The organism is Rhodococcus sp. 21391, from assembly GCF_016772255.1.
In the GTDB taxonomy this organism is placed as follows: domain Bacteria; phylum Actinomycetota; class Actinomycetes; order Mycobacteriales; family Mycobacteriaceae; genus Rhodococcus_F; species Rhodococcus_F opacus.
On the sequence record NZ_CP063781.1, the window covers coordinates 5344233 to 5371062 of the forward strand.

A 26830-nucleotide genomic window follows, 5' to 3' on the forward strand; every position below is an offset into this window, starting at 1 on the left:
GCGTGGTCAGTTGCGAGGCGGCGAACCGAGTCCGAACCGAAGCAATCACATTGACAGTTCTTTACTCTTGCTAACCACCTATATTCCACGGTAACCCTTTTCGGCGCGCAGGCGGTGGGCCAGGGAAAGCCGCCTGTCAGAACGGCGAGGGTTCGTCGGCCGCGCAGGCGCCGGACGCTTGCGCGCCGGGCGACCGGCGCCGCACTGCATCCAGGTGCGCCCGCCGTCGACGGCGCTCCGCCCGGATCCGCGCCTCGGTGTTCTGCGCACGGGTGCGGCGACGGACCGCGGCCGCGGCGTGGTCGCGGTCGCGGTCGGCATCGTGGTCACGTCCGCCAGCATCGCTCCGTCCGGCACCCAGGAGCCCCGACGACCGCGTTCGGTATCGGTGACCGGTGGGCGCGACCAACTCGATATCACCGTCAGCGGTCACCTTCCAGTGACCGGAATGCTTGAGCCGGTGGTGATTTCGACAGTAGGCGGTCATGTTCCCGGCCACCGTCGGACCTCCGGCCGCGGGATCGGAATGGTCGAACGGCCGATGATGATCGAGGTCCGTGTTCCAGGCCGCCACATCGCAGTGCAACCACTCGCAGCCGCCGGCCAGCACCCGCATCCAGGTGTCGAGCACGGCGCCGGGACGGTACGTGGTCGGGACGACAGAACTCGGCGCCGGCACCGGTTCGACATCCGCGTCGGCGGCGATCTCGCGTGCGTGCGCCGCGTCGACGATTCCGTAGCCGTCGAGGTAGGCCGGTTCGTCGCCGCCCGCGAGTGTGGCGTCGAGCATGATGAGGTGCACGAGAGGCTTGCGCGCGGTCGTCGCGATGCGGGAGCGCTGGCCGCAATCGACCCGCCCGCATTCACACTGCACGAACCCGGCCCCGTCGACGAGCGCGGACAATCCGTCGGCCCGCCTCTGTTCGTATGTTCGAAGGTCTTTCGCACACACGGTGTTTGCCAGTTCGCGCAATCGCGCGTCGAATGCACGGCCCTGCGCCGCGGGAACGGAACCGAGGATTCGGCACATGCCGTCCTCTGCAGCACAGACTCCGACGAACCTGTCCGCCTGAGCCTTCTCCCGCTTGGCGCGCACCCCTGCCGGGTCGAGCCTCGCGATGATGCGGTTGGCGGCGTTCGTGAGCCTGCGGCCAGTCAACCCGGTTCCACCGGAGCGCGGCGGGGCCAGAACCTGTTCGAGGAGTTGATGTTCGACCTCGCCGATCCAGTCGTCGCTCACGTTTGCCGTCGCGTCCTCGATCAGCCGAACCCGGTACATGTCGAGATCACCACGTGCCATGGCCTCGCGCGTGGCGTGCAACCGGGTACGCAGCGACATGCCCAGACCGATCAGCCGACCCGCCGCCGCTCGCCCCATGGTGAGCGCGGCACCGATCTCGGCCTCGACCACTTCGTGCGCGGTCGACGTCCACGCCCCGTCGGACTCGACCTCGGCAGTGCGGCGCAGAAAGAGCTCGGCGATCACCGCCAGCTTCCGTTCGGCCACCACCGACTCACTGCGATGGAGGTCGGTCATCAACTCGACCAGACCCACATCGGATTCCCCGTCGACGAGACAGCAGACCGTCTCCCGAATCCCCCGATCGAATACCCCCGTATCGAACACGCGTTCTACAGGTAGCGAAAGCTGTTGCGCTCCAAAAGACCCCAAAACCCGCTACGCCGCGCAGAACCGCTCGCCGCCTAGCCACTCCCCGCGACGATGGCGGGCACGGTGGCGGCGACGACGATCGCGGCGTTGACGGCCTCGACGGATGTGCGCACGGCCTTGCCCGCCCAGTCGCCTTCGGCGATCTCCTTCGCCCGTTTCTTCACGGCGCGACGATCGGCGTCCGGGAACAGCTTCGGCGCCGCGTCGACCGCGGACAGGAGCGAGACGAGCGCGGCGGTGCGCGGAGTGGGGGTGACCCCGTCGAGGAGCGCGGCGCTCAGCTCGGACCGTAGCGCGCGTTCGTGGCTGCCGTCGACCTCCGGCCACCGCGTGGTCGGGAAGATGCCCAGCACCTTGCCCTTCTCCTCGCGGACCCAGCCCGCACCGACGATGCGCTTCGCGAGCTCGTCGCGCAGGTTCTTGGCGAGCTTCTCGATGGCCGCTTCCGGTTTCATCGGCTTGGACGTACCGATGAGGTCGACGGCCCGCGCGAGCAGCGGATCCTGCGGTCGCGCCCCGTCCCGGACGACCAGACGCCCCTTCTTCACGTCTTCGCCCGGTTCGGCCGGGGTGACGACGTCACCCAGGGCCAGTTCCAGAAGAACGGCGCCGGCGAGGACGCGCGGCATCCGGGTCCCGTCGACGACGGGCTTCCCCGATGCGTCGTCGAGCAGCAGCAACAGCAGATCTTCGGCGAGCAGCGTCATACTTCCACGATAGGGCGACGTCGCGGCGAAGTCCGGTGTCCGTTCAGCCGCCCCGGGGAATGTTTGCCGGTTACCGTGAAGGGGCAATGTTCTGAGTATTCACCAGACGGTTGTCGGGCACCGCAGTCAAGCACGAGGAGCGGCTATGAGCGCGATCGGACACTGTCGGGCACTCCTGGCGGTCGCCGTCGTTGCGTCGTCGGCCATGTTCGGTCAGGTGGCAGCGGCGTCGGCGGACGAGTGGCGAGCACTTCCCGCCGACAAACCGGCTTCGGCAGACGGATCCGTCCTCGACCGCATCGAGGAGATCGACGACCGTCAACTGAACATGTACGTCTACTCGGCGGCGATGGAGAAGGTGATTCTCCTCGAGGTGATCCGCCCCGCCGATACGAGCGTGCCCCGGCCGACCCTGTACCTGCTCAACGGCGCCGGTGGCGGCGAGGATTCGGCAACCTGGCAGGCGAGGACCGACGTCGTCGACTTCTTCGCCGACAAGAACGTCAACGTCGTCACTCCCGTCGGCGGGGCGTACAGCTACTACACCGACTGGGAAAAGCCCGATCCCGTCCTCGGCGTGAACAAGTGGACCACCTTCCTCACCGAGGAACTTCCCCCGATCGTCGACGCCACACTCGGAACAGACGGTGCGAATGCCATCGCGGGTCTGTCGATGTCGGGCACATCCGTCCTCAGCCTGGCCGAGGCGGCCCCGTCGCTGTATCGCGCCGTCGGCGCGTACAGCGGATGCGCCGAGACGAGCACCAAACCGGGCCGGGACTACGTCACCTTCGTCGTCAGCTTCCGAGGCGGCGACGTCGAGAACATGTGGGGACCGCCTGACGACCCCGCGTGGGTGGCCAACGACCCCGTCGTCAACGCCGAGAAGCTGCGTGGCATCGACTTGTACATCAGCAATGCCACCGGGCTGCCCGGCGTCCACGAGAACCTCAACGGCCCGGATATCAACGGAGATGTAGGCACGCTGGCCAACCAGGTGATCGTCGGCGGCATCATCGAGGCGGGAACCAACGAGTGCACCCATCGGCTGGCCGACCGGCTGAACGCCCTGGGGATCCCGGCCACGTACGACTTCCGGCCCGCCGGCACCCACTCGTGGGGTTACTGGCAGGACGACCTGCACAACTCCTGGCCGATGATCGCCGGTTCCCTCGGCCTCTGACCGCATCATCACGCGCCGACGTCGCATAGGGTGTTGCGGGTCACACGACGACGAGAGGACGTGCATCGATGAGCTCCCCGGGGACTCCGCCTCCGAGCGACAACCATGGCCAGAGCTACGCCGAGGTGTACTTACGGAGCACCGACAGTCCCGAGGACTTCTGGCTCGCCGCCGCCGAGGCCGTGGAGTGGGTGACGCCGCCGACGCAGGCGCTCGACGATTCCGCCGCCCCGATGTACCGCTGGTTCCCGGATGCGTCGCTGAACACCTGCTTCAACGCTCTCGACCGGCACGTGCGGGACGGCAACGGGGATCGGGCGGCGTTGATCTACGACTCGGCGATGGCCCCCGCTGCATCCCGCACCTACACCTACGCAGAACTTCTCGACGAGGTGTCCCGGTTCGCCGGCGTCCTGAAGGACCAGGGTGTGGTGGCCGGTGACCGGGTGATCGTCTACATGCCGATGATCCCCGAAGCGGCGATCGCGATGCTGGCCTGCGCCCGCATCGGTGCCGTGCACTCGGTGGTGTTCGGCGGCTTCGCCGCGAAGGAACTCGCGACCCGCATCGACGACGCCGGACCGGTGGTGCTGGTGACGGCGTCGGGTGGCCTCGAGCCGGGACGCACCGTCGACTACCTGCCGATGGTGGCGAAGGCGCTGGAGCTGTCCGGAACCCCGCCGCACACGGTGATCGTCAAGGACCGGGAGCAGATCCCCGGTTCGGCCGCCGACTACCAGGGCGCCGGGGCGGCGTGGTTCGACTGGGATGCGCTGATGGCGGATGCGGCACCCGCGGAGCCGGTTCCGGTGGTCGCGACGGACCCGCTGTACATCCTCTACACGTCCGGCACCACCGGGAAGCCGAAGGGCGTGATCCGCGACAACGGTGGGCACGCCGTCGCGCTCACGTGGTCGATGCGCAACATCTACGACATCGGCCCGGGCGACGTGTGGTGGACTGCGTCCGACGTGGGCTGGGTGGTCGGGCACTCGTACATCGTCTACGGGCCGCTCCTGGCCGGTGCCACGTCCGTGCTCTACGAGGGCAAGCCCGTCGGGACCCCGGATGCGGGCGCATTCTGGCGGGTGATCTCCGATCACGGTGTGTCGGCACTGTTCACCGCCCCGACCGCGATCCGCGCCGTCCGCAAGGCCGATCCCGACGCGAAGGAGATCGAGAAGTACGACATCTCCTCCCTGAAGACGCTGTTCGCGGCGGGCGAGCGCCTCGACCCCGACACGTACGCGTGGGCGACCCGCGTCCTCGGCCGTCCCGTCGTCGACCACTGGTGGCAGACCGAGACCGGCTGGGCGATCTGCGCCAACCTGCGCGGGCTCGAACCGATGCCGCTGAAGGCGGGCTCCCCCACTGTTCCGGTGCCCGGGTACCGGGTCGAGGTGGTCGACGCCGAAGGGAACACGGTTCCCGCCGGGGCCGAGGGCAACATCGTGATCGGGCTGCCGCTGCCTCCGGGCACCCTGGCCGGGTTGTGGCGCGACCCGGAGCGGTACGTGCGGTCGTACCTCGCCACGTTCGAGGGCTACTACCTGACCGGCGACTCCGGTTACATCGACGAGGACGGGTACGTATACGTCCTGGGCCGCAGCGACGACGTCATCAACGTTGCCGGACATCGGCTTTCGACGGGCAGCATGGAGGCGGTGGTCGCGGGACACCCCGCGGTGGCCGAGTGCGCGGTGGTCGGCATCCGCGACGAACTCAAGGGCCAGAAGCCCAGCGGCTACGTCGTGCTCAAGGCCGGGGTCGAGATCGACCCGGAGACCCTCCGCAACGAACTGGTCGCGATGGTGCGCGAGCAGATCGGCGCCGTCGCCACGTTCCGTGACGTGACGGTCGTGCAGGCGCTGCCCAAGACCCGCTCGGGCAAGATCCTGCGTAAGACGATGCGGCAGATCGCCGACCACGAGGAGTACACGGTGCCCTCCACCATCGAGGACGTCGCCGTCCTCGACGCGCTGAAGAATCAGCTGGGCGGCTGACCTCTCAGACCCGGACGGCCGCGTCGAGTGCGTGATCCACCAGTTCCCCGACGCGGTCCGCTTCGAGAGGGTCGAGGTCGAACAGGATGCGGTAGATGATCGGCGCCACGACGTGGTCGATCACGTGCTCGACCACGCCCTGCACGGGTTCGCCCCGTCCGAGGATCGTTTCGATCTGGGTGCGGCAGAACGTCGCGCACCTGAACTGATTGGTGCCGTCCTCCGACCTGACGGTATCGGCACTCATCACGACGTCGCGCAGTGCCGCCCGCCCCACCGGTGAGGACATCTCCTCGAGGTAGTCCTGCGCCCAGGCAACGAGGTCGCCTCGCACACTGCCGGTTTCACGCGGGGGCGCGTCGGGATGCAGACGCTCGAGCGCGACGTCCGCGAACAATTCGGTGATGTCCCCCCAGCGCCGGTAGATGGTCGACGGGGTGACCCCGGCGTCGGCGGCGATCATGGGGACGGTGATGTCCGCTCGATCGCGCTCGTCGAGAAGTTTGCGCGTGGACGCGTGCACCGCCTGCTGGATGCGGGCGCTGCGACCACCGGGGCGCGGGCCTGGAGCCGGACTCATGCCCCCATGCTAACGCAAAGACGTTGCATTAAGAACGGTGGCGGCGTAGCGTCCATTAACGCAAACCCTTTGCATTAATGTTCTCCGGGGAGTACGCCATGACGACGCTTGCCGCGCCCGAAGCACCACCGACGTCTCGACCCGCCCTGCGCCGAGGAGCCGCCTTCACGCTCGTCGCGGTCGTGATCGCCACCCTGCTCGGCGCGTCTGCCGCACCCACACCGCTGTACGAGGTGTACCAGTCGAACTGGGGCTTCTCGTCGCTGCAATCGACGCTGATCTTCGGCATCTACGCCGTGAGCCTGCTGCTGGCGCTGCTCACCGTCGGGTCGCTCTCGGACTACGTCGGCCGCCGGCCCGTGCTGATCACGGCACTCGTGTTCGAAGCCGCCTCGATGATCATGTTCGCGACAGCCGAGGGCATCGGCCTCCTGCTGATCGCCCGAGTCGTGCAGGGTTTCGCCACCGGCGCCGCGATCAGCGCGCTCGGTTCCACACTCCTCGACCTCGAACGCACACCCGGACGCGGCGCCACCGTCAACAGCATCGCGCCCACCGTCGGCCTCGCACTGGGCGCCATCGGATCGAGCCTGATCAGCGAGCACCTTCCCCGGCCCACCAGCACCGTGTTCCTGGTGTTCTTCGCGCTGTTCCTCCTCGAAATCCTCGGCATCTGGGCGGCACCCGAGACGGCGGTCCGGCAGAAGGGGGCTCTGGCCTCGATGCGTCCGACACTCGCGGTCCCGCCCACCGCACTGGGAATGCTCGTCCTCACCGGACCCTGCCTGGTGGCAGTGTGGGCGCTGGGCGGCTTCTACCTGTCCCTCGGACCTTCGCTCGCCCGTAACGCGCTCGACGTCCACACGTCGCTGATCGGCGCCATCATGGTCGCGACGCTCACCGGGACCGGCGCATTCGCGGTGTTCCTGCTGCGCAACGTGGCAGCCCGACGCATCCTGTACGTCGGAGCGTCCGCCCTCGTCGTCGGAGTCGCCATCACCCTGGTCGGCGCCGAAACGTCGTCGGCGCTGTGGATTCTCGCAGGAACCGCGGTGGCGGGCATCGGGTTCGGCGCCGGCTTCCAGGGCACCTTCCGCACCGTCATGCCGCTCGCCGAACCGCACGAGCGCGCGGGACTGCTGTCGAGCATCTACGTGATCGCCTACCTCGCCAACAGCGTTCCCGCGCTGATCGCCGGATACCTCGTCGGAAAGGTCGGGCTCGTCGACACCACCCGCATCTACGGCGGACTCGTCATCGTCCTCGCCGCGGCGGCGTTCCTCGGGCTCCTCATGCGCAAAGCGCCCGTGAGTACTTCTTAACCGCCCGCGGTTAATAAGTACTCACAGGGCCTTGATCTCGCCGTAGCGGGCGAGTGCCTCCTGCCGCTCGTGGGCATGGTCGACGATCGGCGGCGGATAGTCCTCGGGGCGACCGTCTTTCAAAGCATGAACAGCCTTGCCGGCGATGCCACGCAGTTCAGGCACCCACCGCCGCACGTACTCGCCGTCGGGGTCGAACTTCTCCCCCTGCGTCGTCGGGTTGAACACCCGGAAGTACGGCGACGCGTCCGTCCCCGATCCCGCGGTCCACTGCCAGCCGTGCTGATTGTTCGCCAGATCCCCGTCGACGAGCTGGTTCATGAAGTAGCGGGCACCCCACCACCACGGCAGGTGCAGATCCTTGACGAAGAACGACGCGACGATCATCCGCACCCGATTATGCATCCAGGCTTCGGCTTTCAGCTGACGCATCCCGGCGTCGACGATCGGGAACCCCGTCCGGCCCTCGCACCACGCCGAGTACGCCTCCTCGGCGTCAGGCCCGCTGTCGTAGCGGATGCGGTCGAAGCGACGGTCGTAGTTTTCCCGCGCACTGTCGGGACGCTGGAAGAGGATGTCGGCGTAGAAGTCCCGCCACGCGAGCTGCCGCCGGTACTGTTCGGCGCTCTTGCTGCGGCGGCGCGCGAGATCGCGGAGCATCGTCCGCGGATGAATGTTGCCGTATTTCAGGTACACCGACATCCGGCTGGTCGCGTCGAGACCGGGACGATCCCGCGCGTCCTCGTACCCGGCGAGGGCGCCCTCGCAGAACTCCGCCCACCGCTGCAACGCCGCCGCCTCGCCGGCGGGGCACCCGTCGGATTCCGGTTCGGGGATCTGCACCCGCCGCGCCTTCACGTCCTCCGGGTCCAGCCACTCCACCGTCGCACGCCCGGTATCGATCGGCGCGCGCCACCCGTGTTCGAGCCACTGCCGGAAATACGGGGTGAACACCCGGTACGGCTCCCCGTCCGTCTTCGTCACCCGGCCGGGCGCCACAGCGTACGGCGAACCGGTGGCCACCAGATCGACGTGCTCGGCGACGGCGGCATCACGCTCGCGACCGTACGGCCCGTAATCGGCGCTCACGTGGACTTCTTCGGCCGATACCTTCTTCGCGACCCTCGGAACCACGTCGACGGGATCGCCCTTCACCACCAGCAACCGGCCGTCGAGTTGGTCGTCCAGTGCGGCGAGACTGCGGAACAGGAAGTCCCGGCGAGCACCGCCCGATGTTTTCAGCAGCCGATCGTCGAGGACGAACAGCCCGAGTGCACGCGCCCCCGACTCCGCCACCGTGTGGAGCGTCGGCAGATCACCGAGCCGGAGGTCGCGCCGGAACCAGACGAGTGCGGTGTCCATACCTGCCACGGTAACGAAGCGCGGGGCCGATCAGTTGGTGGAGCGAGCTGACGACAGCACCGACAGGTACGGCGCGTCGATGTCGTAGTGCTCGAACGCCGACAGCGCCGCGCGGGCGAACGTCCGCTGCACCGCCCACTGCCTGCCCGGCTTGGTCCGCGCGGTGATCCGCAGCGTGACCGATTCCGCGGTCACCGAGTTGACGCCCAGCAGTTCCGGGGGTTCGAGTACGTCGACCGCGATCGCGTCGCTCTTGGCCGCCTCGGTGACTGCCTCAAGTGCCACCTCGCACGCCCGTTGCACGTTGGCGGCGTGCGCGATCGGCAGATCGACCACCGCGACCGCGTAACCCTGGCTCATGTTGCCGACACGGACGATCTCACCGTTGCGGCAGTACCAGAGGGTGCCGTTGACGTCGCGGATCGTGGTGACCCGCAGACCCACCGTCTCGACCGTTCCCACGGCCTCGCCGAGGTCCACGACGTCCCCGACGCCGTACTGATCCTCGAGCAGCATGAAGATGCCCGACAGGAAGTCCCGGACGAGGTTCTGCGCACCGAAACCGAGTGCGACACCGATCACACCGGCCGACGCGATGAACGGCGCCACATTGACGCCGAGGACCGCGAGAACCTGGAGCACCACCCAGATGAGCACCACGATCGACACCGTCGATTTGAGCACCGACCCGATCGTCCGGGCGCGTTGCGCGCGACGCTCGTTGACCATCGCCTCCTTGACGCCCCGCGGGGCGCGTTCCCGGAGGGGACGGAGCATGGCCGGTTTGTCGGAAGGCTCCCGGGGCCGCGTCATCCGGTCGATCATGCGGTGCAACGCGAAACGCAGCACGAGCGCCAGGACGAGGTAGGTCGCGATCTCGGCCGGGCGGTGAATCAGCCAGTCACGGTTGGTTTCGGTCAGTTCGAATGCCTGCAGCGAAGAAAACATCTCCAACGAGTGTACGGACGAGACACGCTCCCACAACTGCCATCCGCACGCTCAGTGGTCGCGCCCACGGCACAATGCAGGAGTGACCGTCACCGACTCAGCCAGTGTCCTCGTGGTCGACGACGACGAGGACGTGCGGACGTCCCTCGAACGCGGCCTGCGCCTGTCCGGATTCACCGTCCTCACGGCCGTCGACGGCGCCGACGCGCTCCGGGTGGTCAGCGAACGACGTCCGGACGCGATGGTGCTCGACATGAACATGCCGGTCATCGACGGCACCGGCGTCGTGACCGCGCTCCGCGCGATGAACAACGACATCCCGATCTGCGTGCTCAGCGCCCGCGACACCGTCGACGACCGCATCTCCGGCCTCGAGTCGGGCGCCGACGACTACCTGGTCAAGCCGTTCGTCCTCGCCGAACTGATCGCCCGGATCCGGGCGATGCTGCGGCGGCACGGAACGACGGCCGCCGCGCCCGCCGACTCGCCCGCGACCCCACCGATCCGCGTCGGTGCGCTGGAGATCCGAACGTCCGCACGCAGGGTCTTCATGGCGGGCGAGGAGGTCACGCTGACCAAACGGGAATTCGAACTCCTCGAGGTGCTCGCCCGAAACGTCGGCATCGTCCTGAGCCGTGAGCGGCTCCTCGAACTGGTGTGGGGGTACGACTTCGTCGCCGACACCAACGTGGTGGACGTGTTCGTCGGCTACCTGCGTCGCAAGTTCGAGGTCGGTGGTCAGCCGCGCCTCCTGCACACGGTGCGCGGAGTCGGATTCGTGCTCCGGGAACCGTCGTGAAAAGGTCGTTCTCCCTCCGAACCCGCGTGGCCGCCGCGACCGCGCTGGGGGCGACGATCATCGTTGTGGCGCTCGGCATCCTGGTGTCACTGGCGATCAACCGGAACAACCTGTCGCAACTCGACCGGCGGCTGGAGACGGCGTCGGACGTTCTGGTTCCCAACGCGGCCACCGCCGGTCTGTTCCTCGGGGCGCTCGGCGACAAGGGTGCGTTCGCCATCACGATCCGTTCGGCCGACGGCGACACCGTGCTCGTCAGTACCCCCACCCGGCTGCCCGAACTCGACCCGGGCCAGCAGACCGTCGAGGTGGGTGACACGAAGTACCGGGCGTACACCGCGACCGTGCCGCTCCTCGGCACCCGGATCTCCCTGGCCGTGCCGTACGCCGAAGCCCAGGACGTGACGTCGGAGCAGCAACGTCAGGTGGCCCTCGTCGGAGTGCTCGCCATCGCCGCGGCCAGCGGTCTCGGCTGGTTGTTCGGCGGTCGTGCCGTGCGCCCGCTGGTCGACTTGACCGGCCGCATCGTGCGCCGCGAACCGAAGTTGACGCCCACGACATCCGGTGTCCGGGAGGCGGACGAACTGGCGTCCGCCGCGGAGTCGATGCTGCGCGACGTCGCGGAGGCGCAGGACGCGACCACCGCCGCGCTCGCCACCGCACGCGACTTCGCCGCAGTCTCGGCACACGAACTCCGGACCCCGCTCACCGCGATGCGCACGGACCTCGAGGTCCTCACCACTCTCGACCTGACGCCGGAACAGCAGCACGAGATCCTCCGCGACGTCGCCCGCTCACAGGACCGGGTGGAATCGACGCTGTCCGACCTCGAGCGGCTCGCCCGCGGCGAACTGTCCACCGACAAGGACTTCGTGGACTGCGACCTCGTCGACATCAGCGACCTCGCCGCCGAGGAGGCGATGCGCCACAATCCGGGGCTGCAGGTGACCGTCGACGCAACCCCGGTGACGGTCCGGGGCATGCCCGGTGGACTGCGCCTCACTTTGGACAACGCCATCAAGAACGCGGTCCGGCACGGCGGCGCGACCGCGGTGACGATCACGCTGAGAGCGGCCGACGGCATCACCACCGTCGTCGTCGACGACAACGGCTCGGGGGTGCCCGAGGCCGAACGGGCGGTGGTCTTCGAACGGTTCCACCGCGGGTCCAACGCGACGAAGAGCGGGTCGGGCCTCGGCCTCGCGCTCGTCGCGCAGCAGGCGGCACTGCACAACGGCAGCGCACGTTTCGAGGTCAGCCCGCTCGGCGGCGCACGGCTCGTCGTCGAACTCCACACGGACACGACACACGAGCCACCGAGACCGGAGACACGGAGAGCAGAAAGCCCCGCCTCACCTTGAGGTGATGCGGGGCTTCTCGTGCTGCGGAGACTATTCCTTCACGTCCAGCAGGTCGATCATGAAGACCAGCGTCTTGCCGGACAGCTGGTGTCCGGCGCCGGCGGGACCGTAGGCCAGCTCCGGCGGGATCGTGAGCTGACGACGTCCGCCCACCTTCATGCCGGGGATGCCGTCCTGCCAGCCCTTGATGAGACCGCGCAGCGGGAACTGGATGGACTCGCCGCGGCTCCAGGAGGAGTCGAACTCCTCGCCGGACTCGAACTCGACGCCGACGTAGTGCACCTCGACGGTGCCCCCGGGGACGGCCTCTGCGCCGTCTCCGACCACCACGTCCTTGATGACCAGGTCGGTCGGGGCGGGTCCGTCTTGGAACTCGATCTCGGGCTTGGTCATATGTCCTCCTCGGTGAGGGCTCTATGGTTCGGCACAGGTATTCGCGATCAGCGACCTGTGACGTCCTTGTAGTCACGCTCGGTGTAACCGGTGTAGATCTGGCGCGGACGGCCGATCTTCGTAGCGGGATCTTCGTGCATCTCGCGCCAGTGTGCAATCCACCCGGGCAAGCGGCCCATGGCGAACAGAACGGTGAACATGCGCGTGGGGAAGCCCATCGCGCGGTAGATCAGACCCGTGTAGAAGTCGACGTTCGGGTACAGCTTGCGCTCGACGAAGTAGTCGTCGGTGAGCGCCGCCTCCTCGAGCGCCATCGCGATGTCGAGCAGCTCGTCGTCGCCGCCGAGCTTCTCGAGGATGGTGTGCGCCGTCTTCTTGACGATCGCCGCGCGCGGGTCGTAGTTGCGGTAGACGCGGTGCCCGAAGCCCATGAGCTTCACACCGTCTTCCTTGTTCTTGACCTTGCGGACGAAGTCGTCCGCGTTGCTGCCGCTGGCCTTGATCTCGTCAAGCATCTCCAGCACGGCCTGGTTGGCGCCGCCGTGCAGCGGGCCCCAGAGTGCGTTGATGCCACCGGAGATCGAGGTGAACAGGTTGGCGTCGGACGAGCCGACCAGCCGCACCGTCGACGTCGAGCAGTTCTGCTCGTGGTCGGCGTGCAGGATCAGCAGCATGTCGAGAGCCTTGGCGATCTCGGGATCGATCTCGTAGGGCTCCGCGGGGAAGCCGAACGTCATCCGGAGGAAGTTCTCGACCAGGTTCAGGGAGTTGTCCGGGTACAGGAACGGCTGCCCGACGGACTTCTTGTACGCGTAGGCCGCGATGGTCGGCAGCTTCGCGAGAAGGCGGATGGTCGACAGCTCGACCTGTTCCGGGTCGGCCGGGTCCAGGGAGTCCTGGTAGTACGCGGACAGCGCGTTGACTGCGCTGGACAGGACCGGCATCGGGTGTGCGTTCCGCGGGAATCCGTCGAAGAACCTCTTGAGGTCCTCGTGCAGCAGCGTGTGGCGCCGGATCCGGTCGGTGAACGACTCGAGCTGCGCCGTGGTGGGCAGCTCACCGTAGATCAGCAGATAGCTGACCTCGATGAAAGTCGACTTCTCGGCCAGCTGTTCGATCGGGTACCCGCGGTAGCGGAGAATCCCGTGCTCACCGTCGATGTAGGTGATCGCGGAGCTGGTGGAGGCGGTATTGACGAAACCCGGGTCCAGGGTGGTGTACCCGGTGCTGGCGAGCAGCTTGCCCAGTTCGATACCGTCATTGCCCTCGGTTGCCCTGGCAATGGACATCGTGTGCTCACCACCAGGGTAGGTAAGCGTGGGCTTTGTGTCATTGTCAGGCACGAAGCATCCCTCTCAAGCTCAAACCAATGAGTAACAACTTCATTCAGGTAGAAACTAGTCCCACTCTGGCCTGCGTGCCGAAGGCGGGTCCGCTCAGAGCCCGTGATCCGGGTCCGCCGCGGGATGCGCGGCGACCACCGAGAAGGGTCGTCGAACGGGATCGGCGAGTGTCCGATTTGCCCGAACGGCACGGGAGTGGAATCGGTGAGGGCCAGTTACCCGAGACTGGACTGGCCGCGTTACCTGCACAGATGCCGAAGACGGCGGAGAACGCACACCTCGATGCCCGACGCGGTGAGGGAAGGACAGAGCGTGACACAAAGCGCCGCAGCCGCGACAGAAGAACCCCCGCCCGACGTATCGGCCGGACCGCGACCGGTGTTACACCGTCTCACCAAGTGGGCACTCGATGCTCGAAAGTTGAACCGCTACGCCACCGCGGACATGCCCCACACACCCGTCCACTGCTGCCCCGGAGCGAGCACCAACTGATCGATCCCGGAGTTGAACGCGTCCGGCGGGCACGTCATCGGTTCGAGCGCCAGCGCCCGCCCGCGTCCCGGATACGACTTCCCGGCCTCGGGATCCGCGACGAACGCCTGCAGCCAGCCGAACTCACGAGCCGCCCACAGGATCGTTCCGGTGCCGTCCGGCGCCCGCAATTCGTGCCGCGACCTGCCGTCTGCGTCGACGTCCAGTGCGCTGAACGGGGTGTCGAGCGCGACGCCCGCCAGCATGCGCGGGCTGGTGAAGTCGTATTCGGTGCCTGCCACGGGCCGCGAACCCCCACTCGGCAGCATGCGCTCGTCGAGAGGCAGCCGGGTGCCGGCGGACAGTCGCAGCGTGCACTCGTCGAGTGGGAAGTCGCCGGCGCGGACGTAGGAGTGGAAGCCCATCCCGAACGGTGCCGGGATAGCTCCCGTGTTGGTGGCGGTGTGCGTCACGGTCAGGCCGTCGTCGTCCACGACGTAGGCGACGGTGAGCCGCAGCGGGTACGGCCACCCCTTGTGGAGGCCGACGTCGATCGACAACTCGATGCGGTCGTCGGCGTGATTCAGGACACGCCAGTCCCGGCGGCGGACGAATCCGTGACTGGCATTGCCGAATGTCGGCTCTGTGATCTCGAGTTGATGGTCGATGCCGTCGAAGACGAACTGGCCGTCGCGGATCCGGTTGGGCCACGGCGCGAGGATCAACCCCGCCGACAACGGTGGCCGGGTTCCGATGTCCCACGTCTCGGTGAGCGCCATCGGCCCGTCCGGACCGTCCCATTCGAGTAGCCGTAGTCCGGCGCCGGTAGCCGCGATGCCGGCCCGGTAGCCGCCTCCCCGGATCTCGAATCCGGCCGTGGCAGGCCTGTCCGTCTTCGAAGACTGCGGTTCACCCATGCACTTCAGTGTGCCCGAGATGGGCGCGAGATATGTGATGGCGCACAGGAACCTAGCGGGTGACCTTGTAACGCACCAGTGCCGGGAACACGAGCGCGGCGATCACTACACCGACGACGACGAGGACGCCACCGCCCGCGGCCGCCACGCTCGTCCCGACCGCCGCGGCGGCCGCGCCGTGCACGACGTCACCGATCCGCGGGCCCCCGGCCACGACGACGATGAAGACGCCCTGGAGTCGTCCGCGCATCTCGTCCGTGGCGACCTGCTGGAGCATGGTGCTGCGGAACGCGGCAGAGACCATGTCGACGGCGCCGCCGAATGCGAGGAACGCGAGAGCAATCCACAACAGGACCGGACTGTCGCCGGGTGAGGCGATCCCCACCACCACGCCGAAGCCCACCATCGCAAGACCCCACAACACGATGCACACGATCACGGCGAGGCCCTGGCGCCGGACCCTCGGCAGCCAACCGGAGAACACCCCACCGGCCACCGCGCCGAAGGACATCGCCGCGAACAGCAGTCCGAGCGCCACACCGCCCGATGCCGGGTCGCCGAACGTGTCGTGCGCGATCTGCGGGAACAACGCCCGCGGCATGCCGAACACCATGGCGATGATGTCGACGACGAACGACGCGAGCAGCACCTTCTGCGTCGCGAGGTAGGCAAACCCGTCGAACACCTCGCGCAGCCCGGCCCGGCGCGACTCCCCCGTCGGCGGGATGGCGGGCAGCCGGAGCACCGCCCACAGTGTGGCCAGGAGGGCGATCGAATCGACGAGATACAGCGTCGACAGCCCGACCGTCGGAATCATCACGCCGGCGAGCAGCGGTCCGGCGATGGCGCCGAACTGCATGACCGTCATGTTGAGCGAGTTGGCGGCGGCCAGCTGTTCCGCGGGGATGAGCCGCGGGATGATCGCGCTGCGGGTGGGCTGGTTGACCGCGAAGAACGCCTGTTGCAACCCCAGCAGTCCGAGTACCAGCCACACGTTGTCCAGTCCCAGCGCCGCCTGCACCCAGAACAACACCGACGTCATACCGAGTCCGACGGTGGTGATCGTCAGCAGTTTCCGCCGGTCCATGACGTCGGCCAGCGCGCCGCCCCACAAACCGAACACGATCAGCGGTACCAGCGCGAAAACACCGGTCAGACCCACGTACGCCGAGCTGCGGGTGATCTCGTACACCTGCTGCGGCACGGCGACGACACTGAGCTGCCCGCCGATCACCGTCACGATCCCGGCCGCCCACAGGCGGCGGTAGTCCCGGTTCTGCAGCGGCGCCGTGTCGGCGAGCAGCCGCCGCTTCTTCTTCTCGGTGACGGTGTCGGTCATTCTTCCCTTAGCTCGTTTCCCATGCTCACTATTCCCCGGCCGTCACGGCTGCAGTCGCTCCACCGTCCACGAGCCGTCGACCAGCGACGTCCGGATTCGGTTGTGCATCCGGTTGGCGCGGCCCTGCCAGAACTCCACGACCGCGGGGCGGACCAGGATTCCGCCCCAGTCCGGCCGCACCGGGATGTCGACGTCGACGGGGAAGCGCTCCGCCGCGTGCAGCAGCGCGGCGTCCAGTTCGGCCCGCGAACCGATCGGCTTCGACTGTTCGGACGCCCACGCCCCCAGCCGGGATCCGCGGGGCCTGCTGTGCCAATACTCGTCCGTGACCTCGGCACTCACGCGCTCGACGGGACCGCGGACGGTGATCTGCCGGGCGACGGGCACCCAGGTGAACGTCACCGACGCGTAGGGCACCGCCTCCAGCTGGCGGCCCTTGTCCGAGTCGTAATTGGTGAAGAACAGCACACCGTCGGCACTCAGTCCCTTGCAGAGGACGGTGCGGGTGCACGGATGTCCGTGCTCGTCGACGGTTCCGAGTGTCATCGCGTTGGGTTCGGGAACCCCGGCCTCCACGGCGTCCTCGAGCCACAGGCGCATCAGGGGAAGCCAGCCGTCGCTCAGCTGGTCGGCGTCCAGATCGGAGTCGACGTACCGTCCGTCAGCGCCCTGGTGTGCGTAACCGACGCGCATGGCCGCGAGGTCCTTGTTCACCGGTTTCGGCTGTTCTGCATCTGGAGACACAGCCGAGAACGCTACTCCCGGGTATGCACTGATCAACTCTCCGGTGACACCGGCTAAAGTTTTGGGGACCGAACCCGTCCCCTCGGATTGCAGCCGCGATCGTGCGATGCCCGGGGAAGGGAAGTCGATTGCGCGGACGAGGGTGCCTGCCCATCCCGCATGCACGCCCAGCGCAATTGTCGAACGCCGAGACAGTGCCGCTCTGACCGGGGGCACTCGAACGAGGAGAGTCCACGAGCTATGTCAGCTAGCGCGGCAATACCGGACGATTTCGTCAGCGGACTGGAAGGCGTGGTCGCGTTCACCAGCGACATCGCCGAACCCGACAAGGACGGCGGCGCCCTGCGCTACCGCGGCGTCGACATCGAAGAACTCGTCTCCAAGCACGTCACGTTCGGCAACGTGTGGGCCCTGCTCGTCGACGGCCGCTTCGGCCCCGGGCTACCCCCGGCCGAACCGTTCCCCCTGCCCGTGCACACCGGCGACGTCCGCGTCGACGTCCAGGCCGGCCTCGCCATGCTCGCCCCCATCTGGGGATACCAGCCCCTCCTCGACATCGACGACGACACCGCCCGCGAACAACTCGCCCGCGCCTCCGTCATGGCCCTGTCCTACGTCGCCCAGTCCGCCCGCGGCATCTACCAGCCCGCCGTCCCGCAGAGACGCATCGACGAAGCCGCAACCGTCACCGAACGGTTCATGGTCCGCTGGAAGGGCGACCCCGACCCCGCCCACGTCGCCGCCATCGACGCCTACTGGGTCTCGGCCGCCGAACACGGCATGAACGCCTCCACCTTCACCGCCCGCGTCATCGCCTCCACCGGCGCCGACGTCGCCGCCTCCCTGTCCGGGGCGATCGGCGCGATGTCCGGCCCGCTGCACGGCGGCGCCCCCGCCCGCGTCCTGCCGATGATCGAGGACACCGAGAAGTCCGGCGACGCCCGCGCCCTGGTCAAGGGCATCCTCGACCGCAAGGAAAAGCTGATGGGCTTCGGGCACCGCGTCTACCGCGCCGAAGACCCCCGCGCCCGGGTGCTGCGCGCCACCGCGAAACGGCTGAACGCCCCCCGCTACGAGGCGGCCGCCGCACTCGAGCAGGCCGCCCTCGCCGAACTGCGTGAACGCCGCCCCGACCGGGCCATCGAGACGAACGTCGAATTCTGGGCCGCGGTCATCCTCGACTTCGCCGAGGTCCCCGCGCACATGATGCCCGCGATGTTCACCTGCGGCCGCACCGCCGGCTGGTGCGCCCACATCCTCGAGCAGAAACGGCTCGGCAAACTCGTCCGCCCCGCCGCCATCTACACCGGGCCCGCACCCCGCACCCCCGAATCCGTCGAGGGCTGGGACCAGATCGCCCACACCAGCTGACCCTCTCCCCCGCCAGAACCAGTAAGGAACAGAAAGTAGCGATGACCTCCACACCGATCATCCCCGCAGACCTCCTGCCCGCCGATGGACGTTTCGGCTGCGGACCCTCCAAGGTTCGCCCCGAACAGCTGCAGTCGCTGGTCGAGGTGGGCTCCTCGGTGTTCGGCACCAGCCACCGCCAGAAGCCTGTCAAGGACGTCGTCGCCAGCGTGCGGTCCGGCCTCGCCGATCTGTTCTCCCTGCCCGAGGGCTACGAGGTGGTGCTCGGCAACGGTGGCACCACCGCGTTCTGGGATGCGGCCGCGTTCGGCCTGATCCGGGAGAAGTCGCTGCACCTCACGAACGGTGAGTTCAGCTCCAAGTTCGCGTCGGTCGCCAAAAACAACCCGTTCATCGGCGACCCGATCGTCGTCTCCGCCGACCCGGGCAGTGCTCCCGAGCCGGTCTCGGATCCGTCCGTCGACCTCATCGGCTGGGCGCACAACGAGACGTCCACCGGTGTCGCGATTCCCGTCTCGCGTCCCGCGGGCTCGGAGAATGCGCTCATCGCCATCGACGCCACGTCCGGCGCCGGCGGCCTGCCGGTGAACGTCGCCGACGCCGACGTGTACTACTTCGCCCCGCAGAAGTGCTTCGCCGCCGACGGCGGACTGTGGATCGCGCTGATGAGCCCGAAGGCGCTCGAGCGCGTCGCGGAGATCAAGGAGTCGGGTCGCTGGACCCCCGACTTCCTGTCGCTGCCCATCGCCGTGGACAACAGCTCCAAGGACCAGACGTACAACACCCCGGCGGTCGCGACGCTGCTGCTGCTCGCCAACCAGATCGACTGGCTGAACGGCAAGGGTGGCCTCGACTGGGCCACCTCGCGTACCGCCGATTCGTCCTCGCGCCTGTACCAGTGGGCCGAGGCCAGTGAATACGCCACCCCGTTCGTCACCGATCCCGCTCACCGCTCGCAGGTGGTCGGCACCATCGACTTCGACGACAAGATCGACGCGGCTCAGGTGGCGAAGATCCTGCGCGCCAACGGCGTCGTCGACACGGAGCCGTACCGCAAGCTGGGCCGCAACCAGCTGCGTGTCGGCATGTTCCCGGCGATCGATCCCGAGGACGTCTCGCAGCTCACGAAGAGCATCGACTGGGTCGTCTCGCAGCTCGGCTGAGTCCCGGCACCCACGTCCGTCAGCCCTCGGCACCTCGGTGCCGGGGGCTGACGGCGTTCGGGGGTCAGTCCGTGTCGAGGAAACGGTGGAACGGTGCGAGCGCCTCGTCGCCGAGATGCGGTCCGCTGACCTCGATCTCGACGCTCGCGGACTCGAGCACGTCGGAGCAGCCCAGCGTGAACCGGGGGCCGTCCGGGAGAATCCGGGAGAAGTCCGCGGACGACGCCGCGTAGACAACCCGCGTGATGCCGGCCCACACCATCGCCGCACTGCACATCGGGCACGGCTCACCGCTGGCATACATGGTGGCGCCGACGAGGTCGCCGGTGCGTCCCTCACCGCAGGCGGTGGTGATCGCGTCGAGTTCCGCGTGCTCGGTGACATCGGCGGACGTCGCGACGGAGTTGGCGCCCTCGCTGATCACATGACCGTCCGCCCCCACCGCCACCGCACCGAACGGTCTGTTGCCCGCGTCGCCCGTCTCGTCGGCGAGTTCGATGGCTCGCCGCAGGTGCGCAAGGTCCACGTCGTCGACATCGCTCTGGCTCATCGACTCAGATCCACTTCTGTTCCGACGCCCCGTTCCCGGGCTCTGTCGATCAGTATGCGCGCCGCGGCGAGGTCCTGGAGGCCGATCCCGACGGAGTTGTACAGCGTGATGTCCCGATCGGAGGTGCGGGCGACGGTGCGGCCCACGATCACGTCGCCCAACTCCACGGCGACGTCGCCCTCGCTGATCGCTCCCTCGGCGAGGGCCAGCAGCGTCTCTCCCGATTTGGTCATGGTGGTGGCCACCGAGTCGACGACCACCCGGGCCCGTCGCATTCCCTCGCCGTCGATCTCCCGGTGGTCCGCGCGCGGGGGCGCACCGACGGCGTTGACGTGCAAGCCTTCGCCGAACCAGGCGCCCCGCACGATCGGGTCCCTCGACGGCGTGAGCGTGCAGAGGACGTCGGAAGACCGGGTGACCGCCTCGGGCGAGTCCATCGGCTTGACCGAGATGCCGAGATCCTCTGTTCGGCTGCGGAATTCCTCGACCGTCGCGTCCGAGCGCGACCACACCAGCACCGTCTCGACGTCCGACACCCGGGTGATCGCCCGGGCGTGTTCGACGGCGAGGGTCCCGGCGCCCACCAGCCCCAGCACCCGGCTGCCTCGGTGGGCGAGGTGTTTCGTGGCCACGGCGCTGGCGGCGGCGGTGCGCACGGCAGTGACCAGGCGGCCGTCGAGCAGGGCCTCGCACTCACCGGTGTCCGCGGACGCGACCAGTACGGCCGAGCGTTGGACGGGCAGACCGCGGGAGGCGTTGCCGGGAAGATCGACCAGCATCTTCACCGCGGCCGCGCCGGCCGACTGAGCCGCCGCGACCATCGGGACGAAGGCCGCGGACTGCAGGGGCATGGCGGGTGGGGCGGGTGCGGATGCCGTCCCGGCGGCCAGGTCGGCGTGCGCCCGTTCCACCGCGGCGAACACCTCGGCGCGGTCGATGAGGTCGGCCACGTCGGAATGGGAAAGGATCAGTGTCACAAGAGTTTCCTCGCTGAGATCGATCAGGACGCGCGCGCGAACGCGACGGTCAGGTTTGCGGGTGAGCGGCTGTTGCGGATGAATCCACTGACCGCGACGATCGCGATCACGTAGGGCAGCATGACGAGCAGGGCGAACGGGACGCTGACACCGAGCGCGGGCAACGCGAACTGGAGCGCCTGCGCGATCCCGAAGAACACGGACGCCCAGATCACGCCGAGCGCGCGCCACCTGCCCGCGATCACCGCCACGACGGCGAGGTACCCGATTCCGGCGGTCATGTTGTCGCTGAACGAGCGCACCTCGGACAGCGCGAGCTGCGCGCCGGCCAGTCCCGCCGTCAGTCCCGCGACGAGCACGCACAGGTAACGGATCTTCCGCACCGGCAGTCCGCTCCAGTCTGCCGCCTTCGCGTCCTCCCCGACCGCGTCGACGACGAGACCTGCCCAGGTCCGGCGGGACAGGGTGACGGCCAGCAGCCCGACCACCGCGAAGCAGAAGTAGCCGAGGGCCGTCTGCGAGAAGAGTGCCGGTCCGAGGATCGGGATCCGGTGCAGCAGCGGGATCTCGACGACCGCGAAACCCGGGGCATTCTGCCCCTTGCCGCCCGCGAGGAGCAGCCGGGCGCCGTAGGTGGTGGCGCCGAGGGCGAGGGCGTTGCTCGCGATGCCCACCACGATCTGGTCGGCGCGCAGCGTGACGCTCAGCAGTGCCTGCAGCAGTCCGAACAGCACCCCGGCCGCCAATCCGGCCGCGAGGCCGCCCACCGCGGATCCGGTGGTGACGGCGCCGAGCACGCTGGCGAATGCCCCGGTCAGCATCATGCCCTCGAGGCTGAGGTTCAGTACGCCCGCCCGCTCGCTCACCAGTTCCCCGCTCGCGGCCACCAGGATCGGGAGTGCGAATCCCACGCCGCTGACGGCGATGTCCGACACCGTGTTCATCATTGCTTCGCTCCAGCCAGGTCGGGGACGTCGTGGGTCTTCGCCGTCGTCGCGGCCGCGGATCTCGATCTCCGGCCGGTCGCGGTCCACAGCACCGCTCCCGCGATCAGGATGATCATGAGCGATTCCACGATCGACACGGTCGATGCCGGAACACCGGCTGCGAGTTGAAGATTGATTCCGCCGGACACGAGGAAGCCGAGCAGCAGCGACACGGCGCCGACGGCGAGCATGGAACCGCGCGCCAGGAGTCCGACGACCAGCCCGGAGAACCCATAGCCGGAGGAGAATCCTTCGACAAGCACGAACGGTGCCGTCGCGACGAGGATCCCGCCCGCGAGCCCGGAAAACGCGCCGGCGCAGGACAGACTGAGAAATCGCAGCCGTCCGACCGGTAGTCCCAGCCGCGCCGACGCGTCCGGGTTCAGACCGACGGAGCGGAGTCGCACGCCGACCGCCGTCCGGCGCAGGACCACGCCCACGATCAGCGCCGCGACCACGGCGATCCACAGCGCGATCGTTCCCGGCGAACGCTCGATCCCCAGCAACGGCAGGTGCGCGGACTCGATCAGCGGCGCGGACTGCGGCAGTGTCTCCGAGGACGTGACGGGCTGGCGAAGGAGGCTGGGCTCGTGCACCATCAGCAGCACCAGCGCGAGGCCGACGAAGTTCAGCAGCAGCGTCGTGATGATCTCGCTCGTGCCCCGGCGGACCCTCAGGTACGCGGCGATCGCGGCCCATGCCCACCCGGCACCGGCCGCGGCGAGGAGAACCGCGGTGACGGCGATCGGCGCGGGGGTGCCCTCCCCCAGAGAGGTGCCGACCGCGGTCGCGGCGATGCCGCCGACACACAGCTGGCCCTCGCCACCGACGTTCACCAGTCCGGCCCGGTGTGCGACGGTGAACCCGGCCGCGACGAGAGCCAGCACCGCGGCTGTGTTGAGCGAGACTCCGATCGCGTAGCTGCTGCCGAACATCCCCTCGGACAGAGCCTCGACGGTCTCGGGCACGGTGGCACCCGCGGCCGCGGCGAGGAGCAGTCCGACGAGTCCCGCGATCGCGGCGACCGCCACGGGAAGTGGGTGGTGCACGCGGATTCGAAGTCGAGTCATGCCGCCGTTCCCGTCATCAGTTCACCGATGCGCTGCCCCGCAGTGGCCGCCGACGTGTCGACGGGCCCGAGCAGGGCCCCGCGGTAGCTGACGAAGATGCGGTCGCAGAGCGCGAGCAGTTCGGGGATCTCGCTGGACACGACCAGGACTGCGTTTCCCGAGGAGGCGCAGCCGCGGAGTTGGTTCAGAACGAATTCGACCGCCCCGACGTCGAGTCCGCGGGTGGGCTGCGCCGCGACCAGACACTGCAGGTTCTCCGTCGACAGTTCGCGGGCCAGGACGACCTTCTGCTGATTGCCGCCCGACAGCGAACCCATGGATGTTCCCGGCCCGGGTGTCCGCACAGAGAACTGCTCGATCAGGTCCCCGGCCGCGGCGTCCATCCGGCGGCGGTCGAGCAGACCCATCCTGCGGAAGCGGTGCAGGCGGCCGAGGAAGAGGTTCTCCGACAGGGACAGTTCCGCCACCATCGCCTCTCGGTGGCGGTCCTCCGGCACCACCCCGAGACCGAGCCGGGTGCGTTGGGCCGGGGACGCCGACGTGATGTCGGCGTCCCCGAGCGTGACCGTGCCGGACTCGGGTCGGGTCGCCCCGGACAGCACGGCCACCAGTTCGCTCTGCCCGTTCCCCTCGACGCCCGCGATCCCGACGATCTCACCGGCCCGCACCTCGAGCCCCACGCCGGACAGGGCGACACTGCCGTCCGCCCGGGTGGCGCGGACGCCGCGGATCCCGAGGACGACGGGGCCGGTCGCCCACCGTTCGGGCGTCGCGCCGACATCGCTCTCCGCGCCGACTCCCGCCGCGAGCACCGGACTGAGTTCCGACACCGGTCTTCCGACCATCGCCGTCGTCAGCTGGGGGATCGTCAACTCCGACATGCGGCCCCCGCCTGCCACCTCGCCTCCCCGCAATACGGTCGCGGCGTCCGCGACGCGGGCCACCTCGCCGAGTTTGTGGGTGACGAGGACGACCGCCTTGCCCGCCGCCGCGACGGCCTGGCACGTCTCGATCAGGGCGTCGATCTCGCCGGGGTCGAGTACCCCGGTCGGCTCGTCCAGCAGGATCAGCGCGGGGTCGGCGAGCAGGGCCTTCACGATCTCGACCTTCTGCCGCGCACCGATCGGCATGGCGGAGACCAGCGCGTCCGGATCGATCCGCAGGTGATAGTCGTCGGCGAGCCGGTCGAGGCGGGTCCGCAGTTCCGCGCGGCGCAGTCGCAGTCCCCGTCCGGTGAGCAGCAGGTTCTCGGCGACGGTCATCGTGCCGACGAGACTGAAGTGCTGGTGCACCATCGCCACGCCGTCCGCCATCGCGGCCGCGGGCGAACCGGGCGCGTATCGGCGACCGGCGAGGGTCATCGTTCCGGTGTCCGGCCGCAGACCGCCGTAGACGACGTTGCAGAGCGTCGATTTCCCGGCCCCGTTCTCCCCGAGGATGCAGTGCACCGTGCCGGGTTGCACCGACAGGTCGACATCGCGGAGGGCCAGGACGTCGCCGAAGCTCTTCCCGACTCCGGTGAGTTGCAGTGCTGGTGTGCTCATGTCAGCCCGCTCGGTAGGGCTCGACGGCACCGGTGGCCAGGGCGGTCTTCGCCTTGCCGAGTGCGTCGGCGACGGCGGGGTCGGTGCTGCAGAGCACGAAGTCGGTGCCGTCGTTCGGTGACGTCAGGCCGAACGCCACGTTCTCGGCCTTCCACGTTCCGTCCAGGGTGGACCGGACGGCGTACTCCACTTCCTTGCCGATGTCGGTGTGCACGTATCCGATGTAGGCGGGGTTCGAGCAGTCGCCGGGAATCGGGCCGCCCACCATCAGGGCGCCCGACTGTGTGGCGGCCTGTTCCAGACCGGACTTGCCGAGGTTCACGATCTGCCCCACCGCGCCCGCGCCGGCGCCGTAGTTGGCGAGCGCGGCCTGCTTCGCCTTGGCCGGGTCGTTGAAGTCGCCCAAGTACTGCGGGGTGAGCACCTGGGTGCCGGGCCGCGCGAACTCGGCGCCGTTGCCGAAGGCCTTCGCGGCGTTCACGATGGCGGGCAGTTCGACACCGCCGACGAACGACACGGACGGGGTCTCGGACGCCGTCGCCGCGACCGCTCCGCTGAGGAACTCCGCCTCCGCCTGCTGCGGGTCGTAATAGGCGAGATTCGGCAGCGGGGACGCGTCGGCGGGTCCGCCGATCTCGACGAACTTCACGTCGGGGAACTGGGGTGCGACCTTGCGGACGTCGGCGTCCGTCTGGCCGCCGAGCGAGACGACGAGGTCGTTCGCGGTCGCGAACCGTACCAGGGCCTGCTGATAGTCGGCGGCGGCGACCTGCTCGACGTAACTCAGCTCCAGCCGGTCACCGAGGGTTTCCTCGAGGCGCTGGTAGCCGAGATACCCCGATTCCATGAAGCCCGTGTCGGAGACGGAGCCGGGGAAGAACACCCCGACGCGGAGGGTGTCGCCGGAGGCGGTGCCTGCGTCCGTCGACCCGCAGGCCGTCAGGGTCGCCGCGAGAGTCGCGGCCGCGCAGAGCGCGGGGACGAGGGTTCGGGCTCGGGCGGAGAGGGTCGTGTTCACTCGCTGGACTCCTTGACTCAGGAACCGCCACAGTTAGCGGTATACCGTTATTTGAATCTTGGGGGCGCGGCATTTCCGCCGTGTTACACAGACGTAAGGACCCGCATCCACCCGAGGGCCGCGCGCGGGTGCGCTTTACGGTGGCTGACGTGGCCACCACGACGACAGGAGACCGGGTGAACGGTGCAACCGACACGTCGGCGCCGAAGTCACTGCGCGAGACCGCGTATGAAGAACTGCGCAGGCGCATCGTCAACCTGCAGCTCGCGCCGGGCCAGCGCCTGATCGAACGCGACCTCGCCGCAGAACTGCAGGTGTCCCGGATCCCGCTGCGCGAGGCCCTGCAACAGCTCCAGACCGACGGGCTCGTCGTGATCGTCCCGCGACGCGGAGCGATCGTCGCCCCTTTCGGCGTCGACGAGGTCCGCGACCTCTTCGACGTCCGCGAAAGCCTCGAGGTGCTCGCGGCCCGGCTCGCCGCGCAGCGAGCGGACGACTCCCACCTCACGGCACTGCGCGACCAACTCACCGCGGCGCGTTCGGCCACAGCGCGCGACGACAAGCCCGCCATCGCCGCCGCGAACGCCGCATTCCACGCCGTCATCGTGGAGATGTCCGGCAGTCCGCTGCTGCAGTCGATGCTGCAACCTCTCGCGACGCGCGTCCAGTGGTTGTTCCACCTCACCAAGGAACGCGATCCCGGACAGCAATGCGACGAGCACGCCGAGTTGTACGAGGCCATTGCTGCTGGCGACACCGACCGCGCCGCCGAGATCGCGTACCGGCACGTCGCGTCGGGCCGCGAACCCAGCCTCGAGCTGGCCGAACACTGGTCCGCACCGGCGATCGACCCGGTCGAAGCCACCCGCACAAGGCAGCGCACACCCCGCAGGAAGGACCGATCACGAAACGAGGAAGCGTAACGCGCACGCGACGCCGGGACGGGATTTACCCGCGCGTGTCCTGCCGCGCGGGCTGTCACGAATGAATTACAGTTGCCCAGGTGC

General features: G+C 68.5%; 24 protein-coding genes. 8 read left to right on the top strand and 16 right to left on the bottom strand.

Annotated features, from left to right (window positions below):
* Nucleotides 1–136: 136 nt before the first annotated feature.
* Complete coding sequence (locus tag GO592_RS24585; RefSeq protein ID WP_007298204.1) at nucleotides 137–1537, bottom strand: HNH endonuclease signature motif containing protein; 1401 nt, start codon at nucleotides 1535–1537, stop codon at nucleotides 137–139.
* A gap of 167 nt (nucleotides 1538–1704) precedes the next feature.
* On the bottom strand, nucleotides 1705–2379 hold the full coding sequence (locus GO592_RS24590) for a GOLPH3/VPS74 family protein (protein WP_007298205.1): 675 nt from the start codon (nucleotides 2377–2379) through the stop codon (nucleotides 1705–1707).
* A gap of 145 nt (nucleotides 2380–2524) precedes the next feature.
* Here GO592_RS24590 and GO592_RS24595 point away from each other — a divergent pair, with 145 nt between their 5' ends.
* Together GO592_RS24595 and GO592_RS24600 are read left to right on the top strand one after the other, a co-directional pair.
* Entirely contained in the window at nucleotides 2525–3562 is a 1038-nt protein-coding gene (locus tag GO592_RS24595) for an alpha/beta hydrolase (protein ID WP_007298206.1), read from the top strand.
* Between the two features lie 68 nt (nucleotides 3563–3630).
* Nucleotides 3631–5565, top strand: coding sequence for a propionyl-CoA synthetase (locus tag GO592_RS24600; protein WP_007298207.1), 1935 nt, complete (start codon nucleotides 3631–3633; stop codon nucleotides 5563–5565).
* A gap of 4 nt (nucleotides 5566–5569) precedes the next feature.
* Here GO592_RS24600 and GO592_RS24605 read toward each other — a convergent pair whose 3' ends face one another.
* Entirely contained in the window at nucleotides 5570–6145 is a 576-nt protein-coding gene (locus tag GO592_RS24605) for a TetR/AcrR family transcriptional regulator (RefSeq protein ID WP_005244080.1), read from the bottom strand.
* Between the two features lie 98 nt (nucleotides 6146–6243).
* Here GO592_RS24605 and GO592_RS24610 point away from each other — a divergent pair, with 98 nt between their 5' ends.
* Nucleotides 6244–7467 carry an MFS transporter gene (locus GO592_RS24610; protein WP_172649956.1) on the top strand — a complete coding sequence of 408 codons (1224 nt, stop codon included), beginning with the start codon at nucleotides 6244–6246 and terminating at the stop codon, nucleotides 7465–7467.
* Between the two features lie 21 nt (nucleotides 7468–7488).
* Here GO592_RS24610 and GO592_RS24615 read toward each other — a convergent pair whose 3' ends face one another.
* A complete protein-coding gene (locus GO592_RS24615; protein ID WP_007298209.1) occupies nucleotides 7489–8829 on the bottom strand; it encodes a cryptochrome/photolyase family protein in 1341 nt (446 codons plus the stop codon).
* 30 nt (nucleotides 8830–8859) lie between these two features.
* On the bottom strand, nucleotides 8860–9777 hold the full coding sequence (locus GO592_RS24620) for a mechanosensitive ion channel family protein (RefSeq protein ID WP_039951668.1): 918 nt from the start codon (nucleotides 9775–9777) through the stop codon (nucleotides 8860–8862).
* Nucleotides 9778–9859: 82 nt separating this feature from the next.
* Between GO592_RS24620 and GO592_RS24625 the strand changes: the two genes are divergently transcribed.
* Nucleotides 9860–10576 carry a response regulator transcription factor gene (locus GO592_RS24625; RefSeq protein WP_007298211.1) on the top strand — a complete coding sequence of 239 codons (717 nt, stop codon included), beginning with the start codon at nucleotides 9860–9862 and terminating at the stop codon, nucleotides 10574–10576.
* Entirely contained in the window at nucleotides 10573–11937 is a 1365-nt protein-coding gene (locus GO592_RS24630; protein ID WP_039951670.1) for a sensor histidine kinase, read from the top strand. Before GO592_RS24625 ends, GO592_RS24630 begins: the two co-directional genes overlap by 4 nt.
* A 30-nt stretch (nucleotides 11938–11967) precedes the next feature.
* On the opposite strand, the gene GO592_RS24635 is transcribed toward GO592_RS24630, so the two are convergent.
* The 5 genes from GO592_RS24635 to pdxH form a co-directional block, all read right to left on the bottom strand.
* Nucleotides 11968–12330 (bottom strand): FKBP-type peptidyl-prolyl cis-trans isomerase, encoded by a 363-nt coding sequence (locus GO592_RS24635; RefSeq protein WP_005244090.1) that lies wholly within the window; start codon nucleotides 12328–12330, stop codon nucleotides 11968–11970.
* A gap of 47 nt (nucleotides 12331–12377) precedes the next feature.
* Complete coding sequence (locus GO592_RS24640; protein ID WP_005263314.1) at nucleotides 12378–13673, bottom strand: citrate synthase; 1296 nt, start codon at nucleotides 13671–13673, stop codon at nucleotides 12378–12380.
* A 428-nt stretch (nucleotides 13674–14101) separates the two neighbouring features.
* Nucleotides 14102–15061 carry an aldose 1-epimerase family protein gene (locus GO592_RS24645; RefSeq protein WP_007298213.1) on the bottom strand — a complete coding sequence of 320 codons (960 nt, stop codon included), beginning with the start codon at nucleotides 15059–15061 and terminating at the stop codon, nucleotides 14102–14104.
* A 52-nt stretch (nucleotides 15062–15113) separates the two neighbouring features.
* On the bottom strand, nucleotides 15114–16400 hold the full coding sequence (locus GO592_RS24650; RefSeq protein WP_007298214.1) for an MFS transporter: 1287 nt from the start codon (nucleotides 16398–16400) through the stop codon (nucleotides 15114–15116).
* Nucleotides 16401–16442: 42 nt separating this feature from the next.
* Entirely contained in the window at nucleotides 16443–17114 is a 672-nt protein-coding gene (gene pdxH, locus GO592_RS24655; RefSeq protein WP_007298215.1) for a pyridoxamine 5'-phosphate oxidase, read from the bottom strand.
* Nucleotides 17115–17384: 270 nt separating this feature from the next.
* On the opposite strand from pdxH, the gene GO592_RS24660 reads away from it, so the two are divergent.
* Nucleotides 17385–18515 (top strand): citrate synthase 2, encoded by a 1131-nt coding sequence (locus GO592_RS24660; RefSeq protein ID WP_144285339.1) that lies wholly within the window; start codon nucleotides 17385–17387, stop codon nucleotides 18513–18515.
* Nucleotides 18516–18556: 41 nt separating this feature from the next.
* The gene (serC, locus tag GO592_RS24665) at nucleotides 18557–19678 is read left to right on the top strand and encodes a phosphoserine transaminase (protein WP_007298216.1); all 1122 of its coding nucleotides are present in this window, start codon (nucleotides 18557–18559) and stop codon (nucleotides 19676–19678) included.
* A gap of 64 nt (nucleotides 19679–19742) precedes the next feature.
* Here serC and GO592_RS24670 read toward each other — a convergent pair whose 3' ends face one another.
* From GO592_RS24670 to GO592_RS24695, 6 genes are read right to left on the bottom strand one after another with little or no spacing between them, the layout of a single operon-like run.
* Entirely contained in the window at nucleotides 19743–20228 is a 486-nt protein-coding gene (locus GO592_RS24670; RefSeq protein WP_005255312.1) for a nucleoside deaminase, read from the bottom strand.
* Nucleotides 20225–21205: an ornithine cyclodeaminase family protein gene (locus GO592_RS24675; RefSeq protein WP_007298217.1), complete on the bottom strand. Its 981-nt coding sequence runs from the start codon at nucleotides 21203–21205 to the stop codon at nucleotides 20225–20227. The genes GO592_RS24670 and GO592_RS24675 overlap by 4 nt, the downstream gene beginning before the upstream one ends.
* Nucleotides 21206–21228: 23 nt before the next feature.
* Entirely contained in the window at nucleotides 21229–22152 is a 924-nt protein-coding gene (locus GO592_RS24680) for an ABC transporter permease (protein ID WP_007298218.1), read from the bottom strand.
* On the bottom strand, nucleotides 22149–23261 hold the full coding sequence (locus GO592_RS24685; protein ID WP_007298219.1) for an ABC transporter permease: 1113 nt from the start codon (nucleotides 23259–23261) through the stop codon (nucleotides 22149–22151). Before GO592_RS24685 ends, GO592_RS24680 begins: the two co-directional genes overlap by 4 nt.
* Entirely contained in the window at nucleotides 23258–24805 is a 1548-nt protein-coding gene (locus GO592_RS24690; RefSeq protein WP_007298220.1) for an ABC transporter ATP-binding protein, read from the bottom strand. Before GO592_RS24690 ends, GO592_RS24685 begins: the two co-directional genes overlap by 4 nt.
* 1 nt (nucleotide 24806) lies before the next feature.
* Complete coding sequence (locus tag GO592_RS24695; RefSeq protein ID WP_007298221.1) at nucleotides 24807–25823, bottom strand: BMP family protein; 1017 nt, start codon at nucleotides 25821–25823, stop codon at nucleotides 24807–24809.
* Nucleotides 25824–25999: 176 nt separating this feature from the next.
* Between GO592_RS24695 and GO592_RS24700 the strand changes: the two genes are divergently transcribed.
* Nucleotides 26000–26746, top strand: a complete 747-nt coding sequence (locus GO592_RS24700) for a GntR family transcriptional regulator (protein WP_007298222.1) — start codon at nucleotides 26000–26002, stop codon at nucleotides 26744–26746.
* Nucleotides 26747–26830: the final 84 nt, after the last annotated feature.

Coding starts and splice junctions, on each gene's coding strand:
- GO592_RS24585 (WP_007298204.1), bottom strand. CDS start 1,537: ATGACCGACCTCCATCGCAGTGAGTCGGTGGTGGCCGAACGGAAGCTG.
- GO592_RS24590 (WP_007298205.1), bottom strand. CDS start 2,379: ATGACGCTGCTCGCCGAAGATCTGCTGTTGCTGCTGCTCGACGACGCA.
- GO592_RS24595 (WP_007298206.1), top strand. CDS start 2,525: ATGAGCGCGATCGGACACTGTCGGGCACTCCTGGCGGTCGCCGTCGTT.
- GO592_RS24600 (WP_007298207.1), top strand. CDS start 3,631: ATGAGCTCCCCGGGGACTCCGCCTCCGAGCGACAACCATGGCCAGAGC.
- GO592_RS24605 (WP_005244080.1), bottom strand. CDS start 6,145: ATGAGTCCGGCTCCAGGCCCGCGCCCCGGTGGTCGCAGCGCCCGCATC.
- GO592_RS24610 (WP_172649956.1), top strand. CDS start 6,244: ATGACGACGCTTGCCGCGCCCGAAGCACCACCGACGTCTCGACCCGCC.
- GO592_RS24615 (WP_007298209.1), bottom strand. CDS start 8,829: ATGGACACCGCACTCGTCTGGTTCCGGCGCGACCTCCGGCTCGGTGAT.
- GO592_RS24620 (WP_039951668.1), bottom strand. CDS start 9,777: ATGTTTTCTTCGCTGCAGGCATTCGAACTGACCGAAACCAACCGTGAC.
- GO592_RS24635 (WP_005244090.1), bottom strand. CDS start 12,330: ATGACCAAGCCCGAGATCGAGTTCCAAGACGGACCCGCCCCGACCGAC.
- GO592_RS24645 (WP_007298213.1), bottom strand. CDS start 15,061: ATGGGTGAACCGCAGTCTTCGAAGACGGACAGGCCTGCCACGGCCGGA.
- GO592_RS24650 (WP_007298214.1), bottom strand. CDS start 16,400: ATGACCGACACCGTCACCGAGAAGAAGAAGCGGCGGCTGCTCGCCGAC.
- GO592_RS24660 (WP_144285339.1), top strand. CDS start 17,385: ATGTCAGCTAGCGCGGCAATACCGGACGATTTCGTCAGCGGACTGGAA.
- serC (WP_007298216.1), top strand. CDS start 18,557: ATGACCTCCACACCGATCATCCCCGCAGACCTCCTGCCCGCCGATGGA.
- GO592_RS24670 (WP_005255312.1), bottom strand. CDS start 20,228: ATGAGCCAGAGCGATGTCGACGACGTGGACCTTGCGCACCTGCGGCGA.
- GO592_RS24680 (WP_007298218.1), bottom strand. CDS start 22,152: ATGATGAACACGGTGTCGGACATCGCCGTCAGCGGCGTGGGATTCGCA.
- GO592_RS24685 (WP_007298219.1), bottom strand. CDS start 23,261: ATGACTCGACTTCGAATCCGCGTGCACCACCCACTTCCCGTGGCGGTC.
- GO592_RS24690 (WP_007298220.1), bottom strand. CDS start 24,805: ATGAGCACACCAGCACTGCAACTCACCGGAGTCGGGAAGAGCTTCGGC.